15 protein-coding genes are annotated in these 19,445 nt (G+C 66.0%); 10 read left to right on the top strand and 5 right to left on the bottom strand.

From position 1 onward, the window contains the following. Positions 1 to 245: 245 nt before the first annotated feature. Entirely contained in the window at positions 246 to 2,405 is a 2,160-nt protein-coding gene (locus tag ASC89_RS20555) for a malate synthase G (protein WP_056001276.1), read from the top strand. A gap of 354 nt (positions 2,406 to 2,759) precedes the next feature. Here ASC89_RS20555 and ASC89_RS20550 read toward each other — a convergent pair whose 3' ends face one another. Together ASC89_RS20550 and ade are read right to left on the bottom strand one after the other, a co-directional pair. Next, complete coding sequence (locus ASC89_RS20550) at positions 2,760 to 4,403, bottom strand: CocE/NonD family hydrolase (protein WP_056001273.1); 1,644 nt, start codon at positions 4,401 to 4,403, stop codon at positions 2,760 to 2,762. Next, a complete protein-coding gene (gene ade, locus ASC89_RS20545; RefSeq protein ID WP_056001270.1) occupies positions 4,400 to 6,112 on the bottom strand; it encodes an adenine deaminase in 1,713 nt (570 codons plus the stop codon). The genes ASC89_RS20550 and ade overlap by 4 nt, the downstream gene beginning before the upstream one ends. Before the next feature lie 120 nt (positions 6,113 to 6,232). On the opposite strand from ade, the gene ASC89_RS28535 reads away from it, so the two are divergent. Next, positions 6,233 to 6,406 (top strand): hypothetical protein, encoded by a 174-nt coding sequence (locus tag ASC89_RS28535; RefSeq protein ID WP_156384700.1) that lies wholly within the window; start codon positions 6,233 to 6,235, stop codon positions 6,404 to 6,406. Positions 6,407 to 6,412: 6 nt separating this feature from the next. After that, positions 6,413 to 7,411, top strand: coding sequence for a DNA topoisomerase IB (locus tag ASC89_RS20540; protein WP_056001267.1), 999 nt, complete (start codon positions 6,413 to 6,415; stop codon positions 7,409 to 7,411). A 176-nt stretch (positions 7,412 to 7,587) separates the two neighbouring features. On the opposite strand, the gene ASC89_RS20535 is transcribed toward ASC89_RS20540, so the two are convergent. Next, positions 7,588 to 9,771, bottom strand: coding sequence for a bifunctional diguanylate cyclase/phosphodiesterase (locus ASC89_RS20535; RefSeq protein WP_082533497.1), 2,184 nt, complete (start codon positions 9,769 to 9,771; stop codon positions 7,588 to 7,590). A gap of 115 nt (positions 9,772 to 9,886) precedes the next feature. Beyond that, positions 9,887 to 11,131, bottom strand: coding sequence for an ROK family transcriptional regulator (locus ASC89_RS20530; protein ID WP_056001264.1), 1,245 nt, complete (start codon positions 11,129 to 11,131; stop codon positions 9,887 to 9,889). Positions 11,132 to 11,475: 344 nt separating this feature from the next. On the opposite strand from ASC89_RS20530, the gene ASC89_RS20525 reads away from it, so the two are divergent. From ASC89_RS20525 to ASC89_RS20505, 5 genes are all read left to right on the top strand, one after another. Then, a complete protein-coding gene (locus tag ASC89_RS20525; protein WP_407065080.1) occupies positions 11,476 to 12,480 on the top strand; it encodes a substrate-binding domain-containing protein in 1,005 nt (334 codons plus the stop codon). Positions 12,481 to 12,578: 98 nt separating this feature from the next. Further along, positions 12,579 to 13,694: an ABC transporter permease gene (locus ASC89_RS20520; protein WP_056001261.1), complete on the top strand. Its 1,116-nt coding sequence runs from the start codon at positions 12,579 to 12,581 to the stop codon at positions 13,692 to 13,694. Next, entirely contained in the window at positions 13,691 to 14,554 is an 864-nt protein-coding gene (locus ASC89_RS20515; protein WP_082533496.1) for an ATP-binding cassette domain-containing protein, read from the top strand. The genes ASC89_RS20520 and ASC89_RS20515 overlap by 4 nt, the downstream gene beginning before the upstream one ends. Beyond that, complete coding sequence (locus ASC89_RS20510; protein WP_055880857.1) at positions 14,551 to 15,597, top strand: NAD(P)-dependent alcohol dehydrogenase; 1,047 nt, start codon at positions 14,551 to 14,553, stop codon at positions 15,595 to 15,597. The genes ASC89_RS20515 and ASC89_RS20510 overlap by 4 nt, the downstream gene beginning before the upstream one ends. Positions 15,598 to 15,789: 192 nt before the next feature. Continuing rightward, positions 15,790 to 16,572, top strand: coding sequence for an SDR family NAD(P)-dependent oxidoreductase (locus tag ASC89_RS20505; protein WP_056001258.1), 783 nt, complete (start codon positions 15,790 to 15,792; stop codon positions 16,570 to 16,572). Positions 16,573 to 16,867: 295 nt separating this feature from the next. Here the strand turns inward: ASC89_RS20505 and ASC89_RS20500 are convergent, their stop codons facing one another. Beyond that, positions 16,868 to 18,214 (bottom strand): MFS transporter, encoded by a 1,347-nt coding sequence (locus ASC89_RS20500; protein WP_056001254.1) that lies wholly within the window; start codon positions 18,212 to 18,214, stop codon positions 16,868 to 16,870. 175 nt (positions 18,215 to 18,389) lie between these two features. On the opposite strand from ASC89_RS20500, the gene soxR reads away from it, so the two are divergent. Together soxR and ASC89_RS20490 are read left to right on the top strand one after the other, a co-directional pair. Then, the gene (gene soxR, locus ASC89_RS20495; RefSeq protein ID WP_056001968.1) at positions 18,390 to 18,854 is read left to right on the top strand and encodes a redox-sensitive transcriptional activator SoxR; all 465 of its coding nucleotides are present in this window, start codon (positions 18,390 to 18,392) and stop codon (positions 18,852 to 18,854) included. 55 nt (positions 18,855 to 18,909) lie between these two features. Further along, positions 18,910 to 19,428 carry an MgtC/SapB family protein gene (locus ASC89_RS20490; protein ID WP_056001250.1) on the top strand — a complete coding sequence of 173 codons (519 nt, stop codon included), beginning with the start codon at positions 18,910 to 18,912 and terminating at the stop codon, positions 19,426 to 19,428. Positions 19,429 to 19,445: the final 17 nt, after the last annotated feature.

The following is a 19,445-nucleotide window of genomic DNA, read 5'->3' as shown; positions in this document are numbered from 1 at the left end:
GGCGATTGCGCTGTTTGGGGGATTGCGCTGGGGTGCTGCGGTGGGCATGACGGTTACAACGGCGCGAGCTGACCCTCACCCCTGTCCCCTCCCCGCAAGGGGGAGGGAGACGCTCACACCGGCGTCAGTGTTTTGGTCTCCCTCCCCCTTGCGGGGAGGGGACAGGGGTGGGGGTCGACGCGCGCTGGCGCGGCGGTATATCCCACTGGTTCCCGCCTGCGCGGGGAATGAACGAAGGAACTGACATGGCTGACTACATCGAGAAATCCGGCCTGAAGGTCGATCGGCTGCTGGTGGATTTCGTCGAGCAGGAAGCCATTCCAGGCACCGCCGTATCGGCCGAGCAGTTCTGGAGCGGCCTCGCCGGGTTGGTGCGGGATTTCGCGCCGCGCAACCGCGAGCTCTTGGCGATCCGCGACCGGATCCAGACCGAGGTTGATGACTGGCACAAGGCCAACGGGCCGGTTGGCGCTGACCCGGCGAAATACCAGGCGTTCCTCAAGCAGATCGGCTACCTCGTTGCCGAACCGGTCGATTTCACCATCGAGACCAGCGGGCTCGACCCGGAGATTTCCTCGATCTGCGGCCCGCAACTGGTGGTGCCGGTGTCGAACGCGCGCTATGCGCTGAACGCCGCCAATGCCCGCTGGGGCAGCCTCTATGACGCGCTCTACGGCACCGATGCGATCTCGCGCGAGGGCGAGCTGGCGCCCGGTAAGGGGCTGAACCCGGCGCGTGCTGCAGCGGTGGTGGCGCGGGCGGCCGAGTTCCTCGATGCCTCATTCCCGCTGGCTTCGGCCAGCCATCGCGACGTCACCGGCTATCATGTGGTCAAGGACGGCGAGCGTCGCGTGTTCGTCGTCGATACCGCGGCCGGCCGTGTGAACCTCAAAGACCCCGCGCAATTCGTCGGCTATGGCGGGACGCAGGAGCGCGGCGAGCTGGTGCTGCGCCACCATGGCCTGCACGTCATCCTGATTATCGATCCCAAGAGCCCGATCGGGGCGACGCACAAGGCGGGCCTGAGCGACCTGATCGTCGAGTCTGCGCTGACCACCATCCAGGACTGCGAGGATTCGGTGGCGGCGGTGGATGCCGAGGACAAGGTCGGGGTCTATCGCAACTGGCTCGGGCTGATGAACGGTACGCTGAGCGAGACCTTCGAAAAGGGCGGCAAACCGCTCACCCGCAAGCTCAATGCCGACCGGCAGTACAAGGATGTCAGCGGCCAGCCGCTCACGCTGAAGGGCAGGGCGCTGCTGCTGGTGCGCAATGTCGGGCACCTGATGACCACCAAAGCCGTGCTCGACCCTCAGGGACAGCCGATCGGCGAAGGGCTGATGGATGCGGCGATCACCGCGCTCTGCGCGCTCTCGGACAAGGTCAACTCGACCACCGGCGCCATCTATGTGGTGAAGCCCAAGATGCACGGGCCGGACGAGGTCGCCTTCGCCTGCGAGATATTCGGTGCGGTCGAGAAGGTGTTGGGGCTGAAGCCCGAGACCATCAAGATCGGCATCATGGACGAGGAGCGCCGCACCTCGGCTAACCTCAAGGCCGCCATCCATGCCGCCCGCAAGCGGGTGTTCTTCATCAATACCGGCTTCCTCGATCGCACCGGCGATGAGATCCACACCTCGATGCTGGCTGGCCCCGTTCTCCGCAAGGACGACGTCAAGGCCGAGAAGTGGATCCAGTCCTATGAGGATCGCAACGTGCTGATCGGGCTTGCCGCCGGCTTCTCCGGCAAGGCGCAGATCGGCAAGGGCATGTGGGCGCGGCCCGACGACATGGCGGCGATGCTGGCGAGTAAGGCCGCGCACCCCAATGCCGGCGCCAACACCGCCTGGGTGCCGTCGCCGACCGCGGCGACGCTGCATGCGCTGCACTACCACCAGATCGATGTGTTCGAGGCGCAGAAGCGCCGGCACAACCAGGCGACACCCGGCCTTGGCGAGTTGTTCTCGATGCCGGTGCTGGACAAGTCGACGCTCGACAAGGCGGCGGTGCTGCGCGAGCTCGACAATAATGCGCAGGGCATTCTGGGCTATGTGGTGCGTTGGGTCGACCAGGGGGTCGGCTGCTCCAAGGTGCCCGATATCAACAATGTCGGGCTGATGGAGGACCGCGCCACCTGCCGCATCTCCTCGCAGGCCGTGGCCAACTGGCTGAAGCACGGGCTGGTCAGCGAAGCCGAGGTGCGCGCCTCGTTCGAGAAGATGGCAGCGGTGGTCGATGGCCAGAACGCCGGCGACCCGCTGTACCAGCCGATGGCTGGGCATTTTGGCACGTCGATAGCCTATCAGGCGGCGCTGGATCTGGCGCTCGAGGGCGCGGTGCAGCCGTCGGGGTATACCGAGCCGATCCTCCATGCGGCGCGGGAGCGGGTTAAGGCGGGGGTGTAGTTTCGGCTACCTCTACCTCTGAGAAGAGGCTGATGGCCCACCGCCGTTTCATCACACTCGGTGTCATCCCAGCGAAAGCTGGGACCCATTCATCCACTTGCGCTGCGGCGAGTTGGGTCCCAGCTTTCGCTGGGATGACAGCCGGTGGGTGTGGGGAGTTTGGTGGTTGAACCCACTTCCCTTCTCCCCTCAGGGGAGAAGGTGGCGCGAAGCGCCGGTTGAGGGGTGAAGCGGCTCAACAAGCGCTCTCTGAAAAGCTGAACCCCTCACCCAAGTTCCGCCACGGACCTTCGGTCCTAGCTCCACTACCCTCTCCCCTCAGGGGCGAGGGGTCTGACTGCGGGCCTTAGCGACCTAAACCCGATCCAGCTCCACCACCGGCAGATGAATGGCGCTCGGATGCGCCGGATCGTGGAAGATTTCGATATCGGCCGAAGCCAGATGTGAGGCTTCGCCGAGCGTCTCGTCGGTGCCGGTGTTGCGGGCGTAGCGAGGGTGGGCGCCGCTGGCGACGATGACGCGCAGCCGGTGGTTGCGGTTGAAGCGGTGGGTGGTGGCGTGCATGCGGAAGTTCAGCTTCCAGATATCGTCGGCGACTGCCGGATCGGCCGAGGTCTTGCGGATGATGCCGTCGCAGATATTGGTCGACAGGCCCTTTTCGTCGACATCGCAGAGCCGCACGAAGAAATCGGTGTTGGGGAGGGTCGAGCGCGCATGGAGCGCGATGCGCACCTGGCCGAGGATGGTGATGGGGTTGAACAGCGGCTCGGAGGTATAGACCAGCACGTCGTCGCGCTTTTCGAGCGGCGCATTGTCGACCGGCCCGGCGCCGTTGAAGGCGAACATGGCGCCGCCGACCGACGGGGTCGGATGGGCGGGATCATAGGTGTAGGTATCGGGCGCCGAGGCGCGGACCGGGCGCTGCGACAGCACTTTTTCGGGGTGGATGTGCCAGATCTGGTTGTCCGCCTGCACCGGCGGGTAGCTGTCGAACTCGCGCCATTCGCCGAGCCCGGAAATGTAGAGCCGCACCGGCTTGGCGCGGAGGCTCGTGGCATCGCCGAGCAGCTTGGCGTTCATCCACTCGAGCGTCTGCTTGACGCTCTCCATCTGCAGGTCGGGGCTGACGTGGAACCAGGGGCCAACCGTCAGCTGCGGGGTGTGGCCGGCATCGACGAGCGTCGCGTAATCGCGCAGCAGTTGGTCGAGCATGAAATCGTACCAGCCCGAGGTGAAGCTCACCGGCGGGGTGCGGGCTCCGATGCGGTGGGTGTGGTCGAGCGGCTGCCAGAAGGCGTCGTTGCCGATCGCCTCGTCCATCCAGCGGCGCCAGAACGGCACCTCGCGGCCGGTGACGCGCTTATCGGCATCGCGCAACGGCAGCTTCATGGTGGCGCGGAGCGTGGTGCGTTCGATGCCGCCGGTGAACATGCGCTGCGCGGTGCGCATCGGGTTACCGCGGAGGCCCTCGACCGTCTGGATCCAGCTCAGCCACAGCCCGACCGCCAACCCGCCGCCAGGAAAGACGATGGAGCGGAATTCGGCGCTGGTGACCTTGATCGCCATGGCGGATTGTTTGGGCAGCGCGTCGCAGATCGCCCATTGCGCATAGCCGAGATAGCTCGGGCCAGAGGTGCCGAGGCGGCCATCGAACCAGGGCTGCGCCTTGATCCAGTCGATGGTGGCGAGCCCGTCGTCGCGCTCGTGCCCGAACGGGTCGAACTCGCCTTCTGACTTGTCGGTGCCGCGGCAGGCCTGCAGCACGACATGGAAGCCGCGCTCGGCATAGACTTCGCCGATGGTGGCAAAGCCGGAGAGCCCATAGGGCTCGCGCATCAGGATGGTGGGGTGCTTGCCGGGCAGCTTGGGCGCGAAATGCTCGGTCGCCAGCGCCACGCCGTCATACATCGGCACCCGGATGTTGCGGGTGCGGACGATGCCGCATTTGCGCCTCGGGAGCTTATAGAGGTCGGCAAGAAACCGGCTGGCAAAGCTCATTTGACGAAGTCGAACTTGTCCACGTCGAACAGCCCCCGGTCGGTCATCTTCAGATGCGGGATCACCGGCAGGGCGAGGAAGGCCACCTGCAGGAACGGCTCGGGCAGGGTGCAGCCGAGGTCGTAGGCGGCCTGGCGCAGGTGATGCAGCTTATCGGCAACGGTCTCGAAGCTGAGGAGACTCATCAGCCCGGCAATCGGCAGCGCCAGCTCGGCGGTGACGCGGCCGCCATCGGCGACGGCGAAACCGCCGCCCAGCTCGATCAGCCGGTTGACCGCCACGGCCATGTCTTCGTCATCGGCGCCGACGACGGTGATGTTGTGGCTGTCGTGGCCGACCGACGAGGCAATGGCGCCGCGCTTCAGCCCGAACCCCTTGGTGAAGCTCAGCGCCACGTTGCCGTTGATGCCGTGCCGTTCGATCACGCCGATCTTGATCACGTCGTTCTCGATGTCGGGCAGGGTGCCCTTGTCGGAGACTTCCAGCGTCGCCGTCTCGCGATAGGTGAGGATCAGCCCCGGCCGCACCGCGATCACCGGGGTTTCGTTCTGCCGCGGGTTGGGCGGCACGATGAAGGTCGAGGGGCCGACCCGCTGCGCCTTCATCGAGGCGAGGCCGACCGGCGGCACCGGCTGGCGGGCCTCGAACAGCTCGGGTCGCACCAGCCGCCCAGCGGTGATCACCTCGGCGACCTGGCAGCCCTCGAGATCGTCGAGCAGCGCGATATCGGCGCGATAGCCGGGGGCGACGAGGCCGCGATCTTTCAGTCCGAAGATGCGGGCGGCCGAATGCGAGGCAGCGCGATAGACGTGATGCAGCGGTCGGCCGCGGCCGATCAGCCGGCGGATCGAGGAATCGAGATGGCCTTCTTCGAGCGTATCGAGCGGGTTGCGATCATCGGTGCAGAGCGCGACATAGGCCGAGGTATTGGCATCGAGGATTTCGGCCAGGGCCTCGAGGTCCTTCGAGACCGAGCCCTCGCGGATCAGGATCGCCATGCCTTTGCTGAGCTTCTCGCGCGCCTCCACGGCGGTGGTCGACTCGTGGTCGGTGCGGATGCCGGCGGCGAGGTAGCCGTTGAGCGCGAGGTCGGTGACCAGCGGGGCGTGGCCATCGATATGCTCACCCTGGAACGCCACGAGCTTGGCGATGATCCCCGGATCGGCCGCGAGGACTCCCGGATAGTTCATCATCTCGGCGAGGCCGATGACCTGGCGGTGGTGGCGGAACTTCTCGAGGTCGGCGATCTCGAGTCGCGCCCCTGAGGTTTCGTGCGGCGTTGCCGGCACGCAGGAGCTGAGGTTGACCCGGATATCCATCACGGTGCGCTCGGCGCACTCGAGGAAATAGCGGATGCCATCGGCGCCGAGCACGTTGGCGATCTCGTGCGGATCGCAGATCACCGTGGTGACGCCGTGCGGCAGCACGCAGCGATCGAACTCGAACGGAGTCACCAGCGAAGATTCGATGTGCAGGTGCGTATCGATGAAGCCGGGCACGGCGAAGCGGTTCTCGCCCTCGATCAGCGTCTTGCCGTTGTAGTAGCCGTAGGTGCCGACGATGCGGTCGGCGACGATGGCGATGTCGGTGTGGGTGACCGAACCGGAGATGACGTCCAGGAGGCGGACGTTCTTGATCACCACATCGGCCGGAACCTCGCCGGCCCCCGCCTTGATCATGCGGGTGAGGAGCTCTGGTGAAATGGTCATGACGCGGCCGTGATCTGCATGTCCCAACGTCTTCGTTCAGCCGGTCACGGTCAAGTGGGGACGGAACTGCTCGGCGCCGGGGGCGTTGGTTTTCACATTCTTCTGCAAGCGAGTAGCGCCATGCGAACCTATGATGCCGAGAAGTCGACGAACGAAGTTCGCCAAGGGAGCGGGCGGCTGATGAATCTCCGGGTGCTGATCTGGTCGGTGCTCGGCATCATCCTCGCCTTCGGCCTGATCTACCTGGTGTTCTATGCCATGGCCCCGCCGCCCAACACCACGACGGGGGTGTGAGCGAGGGTGGTTAGGCTGAAGCGGGTCAGCCGCGACGAGCTGACGATACGCCGACGCCGGCACGGCCGCACCTTCGGCTATGTCGACGAGAACGGCGAGCTGATCCGTGAGGAAGAGATTCGTGAACGGGCTCGTAGCCTCGCCATCCCGCCGGCCTGGACCGAGGTGCGGATTGCCGCTGACCCGCGCGCCCATATCCAAGCCTGTGGCACCGATGCCGCGGGGCGGCTGCAATATATCTATCACCCGGACTGGGAAGCCCGCCGGCTTAGACACAAGCACGAACAACTCGGGTTGTTGACTGCGGCCTTGCCGCGCATCCGACGACGGGTGCGCGACGACCTCGAGGCCGAGGCGGGCAGCAAGCAACTGGCCCTGGGGCTCGGCGTGGCGCTGATCGACCGCACGGCGATGCGGGTCGGGCGCGAACGCTATCTCGATGCGCACGGCACGCGCGGCGCCGGCACGCTCTACAGCCGCGACGTGGTTGTCGCGGGCGACGAGGTGCAGGTGAGGTTTCCGGCCAAGAGCGGCAAGAGGGCGAGCTACAGTTTCGCCGATGCACGGCTCGCGGCGGCGATCGACAAGGTGAAGTCGATCCCCGGGCGCCGGCTGCTGATGTATCGCGACGAGGACGGCAAGCCGAAGGCGCTGCGCACCGACGACCTCAACCGCTACCTGCGCGAGGTGGCGGGCGTGACGGTGACGGCCAAGGATTTTCGCACCCTCCATGCCAGCGCCATGGCGGCGGAAGCCCTGGCCAAGCTGGAGCCGGGGGAATCGGTGACGGCGCGAAAGCGCCAGATGGCCGAGGTGACGAAGCAGGTCGCGGCGTTCCTGCAGAACACGCCGGCGATCAGCCGGGCAAGCTATGTGGCACCATGTCTCTACGCGCTGTTCGACAAGGGACGGCTGGCCGAGCTCTGGGCCGCGGGCGGCGACGGCACAAACGGCGTCCGCCAGCGCGAGGTACGGCTGGCGGCAGTGCTGGAGGCGGCGGGGTAGGGGGCTTCGCGTCCCCTCTCCCCTCTGGGGAGAGGGTTAGGGTGAGGGGTAGCCAAGCGCACCGACTGAGCGGTTACGATGCGCAGGAGGCTTGGTTCCGAGCGCTTGGCGCCCCTCTCCCCAGAGGGGCGAGGGGGCGGTGTGGCGCTGCCCGTGGTCCCCAGCCCGCTGCCCGCTCAAGCCACCCTTGGCAACGGCTCGGCGAAGCGGGCGTCGATGTCGTCGAGGGTCAGCGGCTGGGAGAACAGGTAGCCCTGAAAGGTGTTGCAGCCCATGCGGATGAGGGCCCGGAACTGCTCCTCGGTCTCGACGCCCTCGGCGGTGACCTCGATATCCAGCGCATGGGCCAGCGTCACCATGGCCTGGACGATGGCGTCCGACGCATTGGCGGTCGACAACTGGGCGATGAAGGAGCGGTCGATCTTGATGCGATCGACCGGATAGCGCTTCAAATAGCTGAGCGAGGAATAGCCGGTGCCGAAATCGTCGAGCGCGATGCGGATCCCCGCGGTGCGGAAGCTGCGGATGGTGTTGGCGGCAGTCGACTCGTCGTCGAGCAGGATGCCCTCGGTGATCTCGATCTCGAGATCGGCCGGCCGCATGCCGGTTTCGGCCAGCAGCGTCAAGACGCGCTCGGCAAAGGTCGGGTTACGCAGTTGCGCCGGCGAGATATTGACCGCAATGGTGCGGCCGGGCCAGCGCGCGCCGAACTCGGCGGCGCGGCGCAGCACGAACTCGCCCAACTGCTCGATCAGCCCGGTGCTCTCGGCAATGGCGATGAAGCGCGACGGCGGGATCATGCCGATCTGCGGATGGGTCCAGCGCAGCAAGGCCTCGGCGCCGACGATCTCCTCGGCATCGCCGCAGAGCGGCTGGAACGCCACCCAGAGCTGACCGGGGTTGCTCAGCGCCTCGCGCAATTCGGCTTCGATGACGTGCCGGTTCTGCACCTGCTCGTCCATCGCCTCCTCGTAGAAGGCGGCACGGTTGCGCCCGGCGGATTTGGCTTCGTAGAGCGCAATGTCGGCTTTACGGCTCAGCTCGTGGCTGTCGCGCTGGCCTGATGTGGCCACCACGATGCCGATCGAAACCCCGACAAAGGCGTCGCTGCCCTGCACCCGGAACGGTTTGGCGATGGTGTCGACGATGCGCTGCGCCAGCGCCGCGACCTCGACCGTGCCGGCATAGCAGGTGTGGAGAATGGCGAACTCGTCGCCGCCCAGCCGCGCCAGCACGTCGGTGGGGCCGAGTACGGCACGCAGGCGGTCGGCCACGGCGCGGATCAGCTCGTCGCCGGCATGATGCCCCAGCGTATCGTTGACCTGCTTGAAGCGGTCGAGGTCGAGCATCAGCAGCGCCGTCGGCGGATCGCGCAGCTTGATGGCGTCGAGCCGGCCGTTGAACTGGCGGTCGAAGCTCAACCGGTTGGGCAGCCCGGTCAGTGCGTCCTCGGTGGCCTGCCGTTCGGCGTCGATGCGCTTGAACTCGAGGGCCCTGAGCGCCCGCCGCAGCCGATAGAGCAGCAGCGAGACCAGGAGCGAGACGAAGACGAAGGCCAGGATCAGCACCGGCGCGGTGCGCTGCAGCAGCTCCTGGCCCGGCCGATAGGGCAGCCATTCGAAGAAGGCGACGATCCGGCCGGCACGATTGGTGACCGGGAAGGCCTCGATATCGGCGGCCGCAGAGGTGACGGTGGTGAAGCGGCCCACCTCGGTCATGTAGCGGTCGATCATCCTGAGCTCGAAATCGATGTCGAGCCTGACGATGGTGACGAGAACCGCCTCGCGACCGGCCGACTGCGCCAGGTTGCCGGAATCGGAGACCAGCGGCATGACGCTGGCGATGGCCGGGCGGCCATCGACCAGTACGTAGTCGGCGACATGCGGCGGCACATCCAGGTAGCCGGCGGCAGTGAGTTTTCGCAGGTCGTCGACCAGCGGCTGCAACGCGGCGCGCCGGCTGTCGAAGCTGGCGGTGCCACGGGTCCGCCCATCGATCGCGGCATAGATCGGAGCGTCGTCCGGGGCGAGCACATAGCTCTCGTCGTGCCCGAAATACTCGAACATCCACTTGCCGATATTGCTCTCGAGCCAGTTTTCGTCGTGGTCGCGCGCGGCGAGCACCGCGTCGTCCCAGATCGCAACGCTCTGCTGTTCGCGGGGCGTGAAGGTGCGCTGCGCCTGTACGGCGTGGATGACGCGCTGCGCCTGGCGGCTGACGGCGTTGTCGTCGATCTCGGCGGCCGACCACAAGAGGAAGCCGCCCAGCAGCGTCGCGGCAATGGCGAAAACCACGACGAACGCGGCCAGCACCAGCATCGAGAATGTGCGTCTGAACTTGGCGCGACGAGTATTGAGCATCGGGTCTTGCGGGGCAGGGACTATGTCACTGTGCCCGGCAAGCTTTTCGAACTCGTTACCCGTTTGACGTCGCGGCGAGATTTGATCGGATCAAGTCACCGCCGGCTTCGCTATTTCAAGCATTGTCCTTGAACAGCACTTCACGATCCTGGGTGAAGTTGGCGAGCAAGGGCAGCGAGGCGCCGCCCATGGCGCGCGCCGCATTGCCGATGCTGCCCGGCAGCAGGCGGAACGGCGACAGGCCCTGCCGGTTGATCCGGCCCACGGCCGCCTCGGTGCGGGCGATGATACGGCTGCGCACATGGGTGGGGAAGGCGCCATCGATCAGCACGGTTTCGACGTCGATCACCGCGATGGCGGCGACGATCGAATAGGCAAGGCTTTCGGCCACCTCGTCGATCCAGCGGTCCAGCGCCTCGCCCAGGTCGTCGCCCCAATCATCGGGCGATTGCCAGAGGATCTCGGGGTTGCGGCCGATGGCCAGCAGCTCGCGCTCCAGCACGTAGATCGAGGCGACGTTCATCAGTTGTGGGGTGCGTCCCGGCGGCACGACGTGCCCCGGGTCGGGCGCCGGCATCGAGCCGAGCGCTCCGGCATTCTGGGTGCGCCCGGGGAACAGATGCCCGTTCAGCACCAGGCCGCCACCGATGAACGAGCCGATGAAGACATAGAGGTAGTCGATGTGGTCGGCGCCGCTGCCGAACATCAGTTCGGCGGCGCAGGCCGCGGTGATGTCGTTGGCGAAATACACCGGCCAGGGACAGATCTCGGCCATCATGGCGCGCACATCGACCTGTCGCCAGGCATCGATCTCGGGCTTGGGCGCGCCGATCTCCTCGTGCCAGGTCCACATCTCGTAGGGGGCGGCGATGCCGAGGCCGGCGATGCGGGCGGTCAGCGCCGCCGGCAGCCCGCTGAGCAGTTCGTCGATGCCGGCGCGGGCGAACTGGCGAACGCTGTCGGGGGTAGGGTAGGGGTAGGTCTTGTGCAGGAGCTTGAGGATCTGGCCGGTGAAGTTGATCAGGTAGAGATCGACGCTGCGCCGGCCGATCTTCAACCCGAAACTCAGCGCCCCCTCGGGGTTCAGCGAATAGGGCACCAGCGGCTGGCCCACCTTGCCGCGCAGCGGCTTGCCACGCAGCAGCAGCCCGTCGGCTTCCAGCGCATTGGTGATGATCGAAATGGTCTGCGGCGAGAGCCCGGTCATGCGCGCGATGTCGGCCTTGGGCAGGTCGCCGTGGCGACGGATCAGCGACAGCACCAGGCGCTCGTTGTAGAGCCGTACGCCGGTCTGATTGGTGCCGCGACTGGCGGCGCCAGGCTTGCGGGCGGCTTCCCTGCTTGTCGGCCCGGTGACCACGACTCCCGACCTCGCAACTGCATTTGTTGACAATTCGTCCGTTCTCCGTCGTGCGCACAAAAGCCACGCCGGAGCCGAAACGGCAATCGATTACATGGGGTTCTCACCCCCTCCCGAACGAAAGGATTATCCCTCATACCCCCTCTGTCAATTAATAAATCAAGTGGATTAATTTATTGACAGGCCGCAAAGGTTGCGCTGAATATCGCCTCCGGTTCGGGGAGGAGCGTCTCGCGGAGGCGGCTCGACGACCCTGATCCAACGGTCCTGAGGAGCGGCGAAACGCCGGTGGACCGGAATGACAATTATCGAACTCTTGGGAGGACTACATGGGACTTAGCTATCTGAAGCTGGCGCTTGCCAGCGCTGTCGTCGCCGGCGGCCTGATGAGCGGCGCCGCGCTGGCTCAGGACGTTACCGTTGGCCTGATCACCAAGACCGAGACCAACCCGTTCTTCGTCAAGATGCGTGAAGGCGCCGAGGCCAAGGCCAAGGAGCTTGGAGTGAAGCTTATCGCCTGCGCGGGCAAGTTCGACGGCGACAATGACGGGCAGGTCGCCTGCATCGAGAACCAGATCTCGGCAGGCTCCAAGGGCTTCGCCATCGTGCCCTCGGATTCGAAGGCCATCGTGCCGACCATCCAGAAGGCGCGTGACGCCGGTCTCAAGGTGATCGTGCTCGATACTCCGCTCGATCCGATGGACGCCGCCGACGCGACGTTCGCCACCGACAACCGTAAGGCCGGCATGCTGATCGGCCAATGGGCCGCCGGAACGCTGGGCGACAAGGCCAAAGATGCAGTGATCGTGGCGCTCGACCTCGCCACCAACCAGCCGACTGTCGACTACCTGCGCGACCAGGGCTTCATGGCCGGCTTCGGCATCGACGTGAAGGACCCCAACAAGTACGGCGACGAGGACGACGCGCGCATCTGCACGCACGAAATCAGCCAGGGCGACCAGGAAAAGGGTCGTACCGCGATGGAGAACGCGCTGCAGAAGTGCCCGAACGTCAACGTCGTCTACACCATCAACGAACCGGCGGCAGCGGGCGCTTACGAGGCGCTCAAGGCAGTTGGCAAGGATGACGGCTCAGTGCTGATCGTCTCGGTCGACGGCGGCTGCCCGGGCGTCGCCAACGTCAAGTCGGGCGTGATCGGCGCCACCAGCCAGCAATATCCGTTGAAGATGGCCTCGATGGCTCTCGACGCGATCGTCAGCGGCACCATTCCGGCGATCGACCCGAATATGGGCTTCCTCGACACCGGCGCGACACTGGTGACCGACAAGCCGGTGGCAGGCGTCGAGTCGATCGACACCACCAAGGGCGCCGAGCTTTGCTGGGGCTGATCGGCCTGGTTTGAAGCAACGGGTTCCCGCACCGGCGTTTGTCGCCGGCGCGGGAACCGACGGTTCCGACAACTTGTCCTTAGGGGAGAGGGGACACGATGAGCGACGACGCCGCCGGCTCGGCAACGGCTGAAACTGGTCTGAAGGGGGGAGCGACCGAAGTTGCGGCCTTCGAGGAAGACCGCAAGGGCATCATCCGGACCATCCAGGGGATACTGCACGAATACCCCACCTTGATCCCGCTGATCGTGCTGCTGGTCAGCAGCGTGATCTTCGCCATCGCCGCCCCCGGCAAGTTCCTCTCGCCGCTCAACCTTTCGGTGGTGCTGCAGCAGGTGACCATTGTCGCCATTCTGGGCATGGCGCAGACGCTGGTAATCCTCACGGCGGGCATCGACCTCAGCGTCGGCCTGATCATGATCCTCTGCTCGGTGGTGATGGGCCGCACGGCTGTCTATTTCGGCGTGCCGGTCTGGATCGCCTTTCCGCTCGGCCTCCTCGCCGGCCTCGCCTGCGGCTACCTCAACGGGCTGCTGGTCACGATGCTGAGGCTGCCACCGTTCATCGTGACGCTCGGCACCTGGAGCATTTTCGGGGCGCTCAACACCTTCTATTCGAACAGCGAGACTATCCGCTCGCAGGACATGGAAGCGGCAGCGCCGTTCCTGCTCTGGCTGGGGAAACTGTTCAAGCTCCACGATATCGGGCTGTTCTTCGGGCTCGACCTGCCATGGCTGCGCGGCTGGGTGGTCACCTATGGCTCGGTACTGATGATCGTCCTCGCCATCGTCCTCAGCTACATCCTCGGGCGTACCGCCTTCGGCCGGCATGTCTATGCCACCGGCGACGACCCCGACGCGGCGCGCCTCTCCGGTATCAACACCAATCGCGTGCTGCTGGCCGTCTATGCGCTGGCGGGTCTCATCTGCGCCATCGCGGCCTGGGTGCTGATCGGCCGCATCGGCGGCGTCAGCCCGCAGGCCGGGCAGACCGCCAATCTCGACTCGATCACCGCCGTGGTGATCGGCGGCACCAGCCTGTTCGGTGGGCGCGGCTCGATTGTCGGCACGCTGTTCGGCGCGCTGATCGTGGGGGTGTTCCGCAACGGCCTGGCGCTCTCCGGCCTTGCCCTGCTGTGGCAGGATTTCGCGGTTGGCGTGCTGATTATCGTTGCCGTCACCATCGACCAGTGGATCAGGAAGATCTCGGCATGAGCGAATTGACCAATATGAGCCTGCCGACGGGCAATGCCGGGGATATCGTGCTCGAGGGCAGAGGCCTCAACAAGCGCTATGGCCGGGTGGTGGCGCTCGACAACGCCGATTTCGACCTCCGCCGCAATGAGATCCTGGCGGTGATCGGCGATAACGGCGCCGGCAAATCGACACTGATCAAGGCGCTGTGCGGCGCCGTGATCCCCGATAGCGGCGAGATCCTGCTCGATGGCCAGCCGGTGCATTTCAAATCGCCGATGGACGCCCGCAACTCGGGCATCGAGACCGTCTACCAGAACCTGGCGCTCAGCCCGGCGCTGTCGATCGCCGACAACATGTTCCTTGGCCGCGAGCTGAGAAAACCCGGCTGGACCGGATCGCTGTTCCGGCGGCTCGACCGGACGAAGATGGCGAGGATTGCCCGCGACAAGCTGAGCGAACTGGGCCTGCTCACCATCCAGAACATCAACCAGTCGGTCGAAACGCTCTCCGGCGGCCAGCGCCAGGGCGTGGCAGTGGCGCGCGCCGCGGCGTTCGGCTCGCGCGTGGTGATCATGGACGAGCCCACCGCGGCGCTCGGCGTCAAGGAGAGCCGGCGCGTGCTCGAATTGATGCTCGACGTCAAAAAGCGCGGCTTGCCGATCGTCCTCATCTCGCACAACATGCCGCACGTGTTCGAGGTCGCTGACCGCATCCACATCCACCGGCTCGGCAAGCGCATCGCGATCATCAACCCCAAGCAATTTTCGATGTCGGACGCGGTGGCGATCATGACCGGGGCGATGAAGCCCCCGGTCGAAGGCGCCACCGGCCCGACGCACCACTACAAAGTCGGCGAGGAAGCCTCACAGGTCCAATGACGAAAATGCGTGCACTCGTGCTCGAAAAGCAGCACGAACTGAAACTCCGCGACATCGAGCTCCCCACCGAGGTCGGCCCCGGCGAAGTCAAAATCAAGCTCCACACCGTGGGCGTCTGCGGCTCCGACGTGCACTACTACACCCATGGCCGGATCGGGCCGTTCGTGGTCAACGCGCCGATGGTGCTGGGGCACGAAGCGGCCGGCACGGTGGTCGAAGTCGGGGCAGGGGTCAGCAACCTCAAGGTGGGCGATCGGGTCTGCATGGAGCCGGGGGTCCCCGACCCGAATTCCAAGGCGTCGCGGCTGGGGATGTACAATATCGATCCGGCGGTGACCTTCTGGGCGACGCCGCCGATCCATGGCGTGCTGACGCCGTTCGTGGTGCATCCGGCCAACTATACCTTCAAGCTGCCCGACAATGTCAGCTTCGCCGAGGGCGCGATGGTCGAGCCGTTCGCCGTCGGCATGCAGGCGGCGACCAAGGCGAAGATCACTCCGGGCGATACCGCCATCGTCATGGGCGCCGGCCCGATCGGCACAATGGTCGCCCTGGCGGCGCTGGCCGGCGGCTGCTCGCGGGTGATCATCACCGACCTGGCGCAGCCCAAGCTCGATATTGCCGGACAGTACCAGGGCATCATCCCGGTCAATATCAAGGACAAGAACCTGCTCGACGAGGTCAACCGGCTCACCGAGAACTGGGGCGCCGACGTGGTGTTCGAGTGTTCCGGCAGCCCGCGCGCCTGGAAGGGTATCGTCGACGTGGCCCGTCCCGGCGGCACGATCGTCGTGGTCGGGCTGCCGGTCGAGCCGATCGATTTCGACATCGCCTCGCTGTCGGTGAAGGAAATCACCATCGCCTCGGTGTTCCGCTACGCCCACCAGTACGAGCGCGCCATCGCGCTGATGGCCTCGGGGCGGGTGGATCTGAAGCCACTGATCTCGGCGACGTTCAGCTTCGAGGATTCGATCAAGGCGTTCGACCGGGCGGTGGAAGCGCGGCCGACGGATGTGAAGCTGCAGATTTTGATGGACGCTTAGGGCTCGGAGAAAGGCCCCCTCAGCCGGAGCACTGATGCGCTCCGACCTCTCCCCCAAAGGGAGAGGTGGCGGTTGCGGCACGATGGTGCCTCACGTTCACCTCTCCCTTGGGGGACGCGGTAGCGCCCCGAGGGAGAGGTCGCCGCGCACCGGCGGGTGAGGGGTCTTTTCTATCTTGAATGGGGGAAACACATGGACCTCGGTCTGAAATCCAAACTCGCCGTCATCACCGGCGGCAGTGTCGGCATCGGCCTCGCGGTGGCCGAGGGCTTTGCGGCTGAGGGCGCAAATGTGCTGATCACGGCGCGCGGCTCGGAGCGGCTGCATGCCGAGGCGTCGCGCATCGGGGCGAAGTACCATGTCGAGGCGCATGGGGTGGCGGCCGATGTCGCCACCGCCGAGGGCTGCGCCAAGGTGGTGACGGCGGCAGCCCAGCTCGGCGGCGCCGATATCCTCGTCAACAATGCCGGCACCGGCTCGAACGAGACCATTGCCGAGGCCGACGACGCCAAGTGGCAATATTACTGGGATCTGCATGTGATGGCCGCGGTGCGGCTGGGCCGCGGGCTGGTGCCGCAGATGAAGGCACGGGGCGGTGGCGCCATCCTCCACAATGCCTCGATCTGTGCGGTGCAGCCCTTGTGGTACGAGCCGATCTACAACACCACCAAGGCAGCGCTGATGATGTTTTCCAAGACCCTCGCCAACGAGGTGGTGGGCGACAATATCCGCGTCAACACGGTGAACCCGGGGCTGGTGCGGACGCCCGACTGGGTGAAGACGGCCAAGCAACTGGCCGGGGAGGACGGCTTTGAAGCGCACCTGCAAAGCGTCGCCGACGAAGCCGGCGGCATGAAGCGCTTCGCCACCCCGGAGGAGATGGCGAACTTCTTCGTGTTCCTGTGCTCGGAGAAGGCGAGTTACTCGACGGGGTCGACGTATTTCGTCGATGGGGGCTGGTTGAAGACGGTTTAGGGGGGCTTCAGGCCTCGACGGAAGGGGGGCTGCCCCTCACCCCGACCCTCTCCCCAGAGGGGAGAGGGGGCGATGAGGCACCGGCAGCGCAAAATGCGTCCCCTCTCCCCTCTGGGGAGGGTCAGGGTGAGCGGCAGTTTGCGACTTGCCATGACCCGTCAAAAATTTTCGCGGTGTCGGTCGATCACGCCCAGCGCGATGATCGCCGACACCGCGAGTCCGACCGGGAGCGCAGGCAGCATCGCGCCCTCGGCCAGTCGGGATGCCGCGGGGCCTGAGCCCGGCGGCAAGTTCGCTATTCCGCCGGCTGTGCCGCTGCGGGGAGGCGGGCCTCGGTCCGGGCGATGCTGAAGCCGATCGGCACCACCAGGATCGCGACGATGATGAAGAGGCCATAGAGCCAGTTGGCCGCGGCGATCGGGGTCGGGTTCGCCGATGCGAGGCCGGCGAGGTTGACGATCAGCCCGCCCAAAGCCGCGCCCAGGCCCGAGGCGAAGAGCTGGATGGTGCTCAGCGCCGCCGAAGTCACGTCATGCTCGCCATCGGGCGCCGCCTGCATCACCCGTGGGGTGAGCTGCGTCCACGCGGTGCCGATGCCGACGCCCATGATCAGCAGCGACAGCCCGATCGGGATGATGAAGCCGAGGCTCGAAGTCGGGTTCTGGTGGCCGACGAACAGCGCCAGACCGACAGCGGAGACCAGCACCAGTACCGGGCCGAACGCGATGATCATGCGGGCGCGGCCGTCGGTCCAGCCGGCGGTGAGCATCGAGCTCGAGCTCCAGCCGACGGCGACCAAAGCCACCATGTAGCCGGCGGTGAGCGGGCCGAGGCCGTGCAGGGTCTGCATGAACAGCGGGATGAAGATGTCGCTGGTGATCGCCATCTGCAGCAGCACCATGGTGCCGAACAGCGAGGCGAGGAGCGTGCCGAAGCGGAAGGTGCCGGTGGGGAACAGCTTCTGGCTGGCGTTGCGCTCGATCAGCCCGAACACCACCAGCGCCAGGATGGCGAGCGCGGTCAGGCCGCCGGCGACGACGATATCGTGCGACAGCGCGCCGGCGGTGGAGAGCGCCAGGACGGCGACGATCATCAGGCCGATCTGGCGGATCGGCAGACTGGTCATGCCGGCCTCGCTGCTCCTTGCCGGCACCACCTTGACGGCGAGGAGGCCAACCAGAGCCGCGAACGGCACGAGGATGAAGAAGGCCCAGCGCCAGATGCCGAGCTCGGCGAAGATGCCGCCGATCGAGGGACCGACCAATGTGGCGATGCCCCAGATGCCCGAGGCGAGCGCAAAGGCGCGAGCCCAGAGGTGTTCGGGGAACACCAGCCGCACCATCATGAAGGTCAGCGCAGCGAGGAGACCACCGCCAAAGCCCTGCAGGGCGCGGCCGAGCAGCAGGATCGGCATCGAGGGCGCCAGCCCGCAGATCAGGCTGCCCAGCGCGAACATGGTGGCGGCGATCAGGTAGTTCTGCCGCGGGCCGAGCCCGAACGGCCGCACTGCCGCAAAGATCGAAGCGACGATCGAGGCGACGATGAACACCGTCGTCACCCAGGCGAACAGGTCGAGCCCGCCGATTTCGGCCACCACTGAGGGCATCAGCGTCGAGCCGATATAGACTTCGATGGCGTTCATGCCGACGCCGCCGGCAAACACCACCACGGGCAAGGCGTTGCCGCCGCTGAATATCTCGCCCCAACCGTTCTTCGTCGCCGCCATCTCGTCCACCACTGCCTTAACTGTCGCGCAGCCTCTGGCCGCATCGGGAGGTCACTGCTACAACCTCAACCTAACTTCAGGTAAAGAGGAAATCGCGATGTCGCGCGAACTTTCTGTGGGGCAGGTGTCCGAGCGCAGCGGTTTTGCCGTGTCGGCCCTGCATTTCTACGAAAAGAAGGGGCTGATCCGCAGCCACCGCACTTCCGGCAACCAGCGGCGCTACGATCGCGACGTGCTGCGTCGGCTGGCCATCGTCCGGATGGGCACGGAACTGGGCATCCCGCTCGCCGAAGTGGCCGAGGCCCTGGGGCACGTGCCGGTGGGCCACACCCCTTCGGCGGCAGATTGGCGTTTGATGTCAGAGCTCTGGCACGAAAAGCTCGACAGGAGAATCGTGCTGATGACGCGCATGCGTGACGAGCTCAATGGCTGCATCGGCTGCGGGTGCCTGTCCACCAGCAGCTGCCCGCTGATGAACTCCGGCGATCACCTGGCCGAGGAGGGCAGCGGGCCACGCCGGCTGATGCGCGAGGGCGGTGAGAGCTACAGGAGCTGACGGGAACCGGGGAGGGGGCTGGCCGTTGAGGGGAAGCGTCAACAGGACCCCACACATGGATCTCGTCACCAGCCTCGGCTACGAGCCGACTCACACCCCGCACCAGATCATCCTCATCCGCCTGCTGATCGCCTCGGTGCTGGGCGGATTGATTGGCTGGGAGCGCGGCTCGCAGGCCGGCACGGCGGGGTTGCGGACCCATATCCTCGTGGCGCTCGCCGCAGCGTTGTTCACCACGCTGGCGTTCGAAATCTACCAGGAGGCAGTGGAGGGCGGCAGCAACAATTCCGACCCGATCCGCGCCATTGAAGCGGTCACCGCCGGCATCGCCTTTCTCGGCGCCGGTGCGATCTTCCAGCAGCGCGGCAGCGTGCAGGGGCTGACCACGGGCGCCGGGATGTGGCTGGCGGGCGCGGTCGGCGTCTGCGCGGCGCTCGGCTATTATGTGATCGCGGCCGTGGTGGCGGTGTTCGCGGTGATCGTCCTCGCCGCGATGCGCGCCTTCTCGCACCGGGTGGTCAGTGCCGAGAACGACAAGATCGGCGAGGGAACGGAGCCGCAAAAGGATCGTTGAGTCTTCCCAACGCAAGG

The sequence above is a fragment of the Devosia sp. Root413D1 genome (genome assembly GCF_001425235.1).
GTDB lineage: Bacteria > Pseudomonadota > Alphaproteobacteria > Rhizobiales > Devosiaceae > Devosia_A.
Note: the sequence above shows the minus strand (reverse complement) of the source record. Positions and strands in the feature narration are given on the sequence as shown.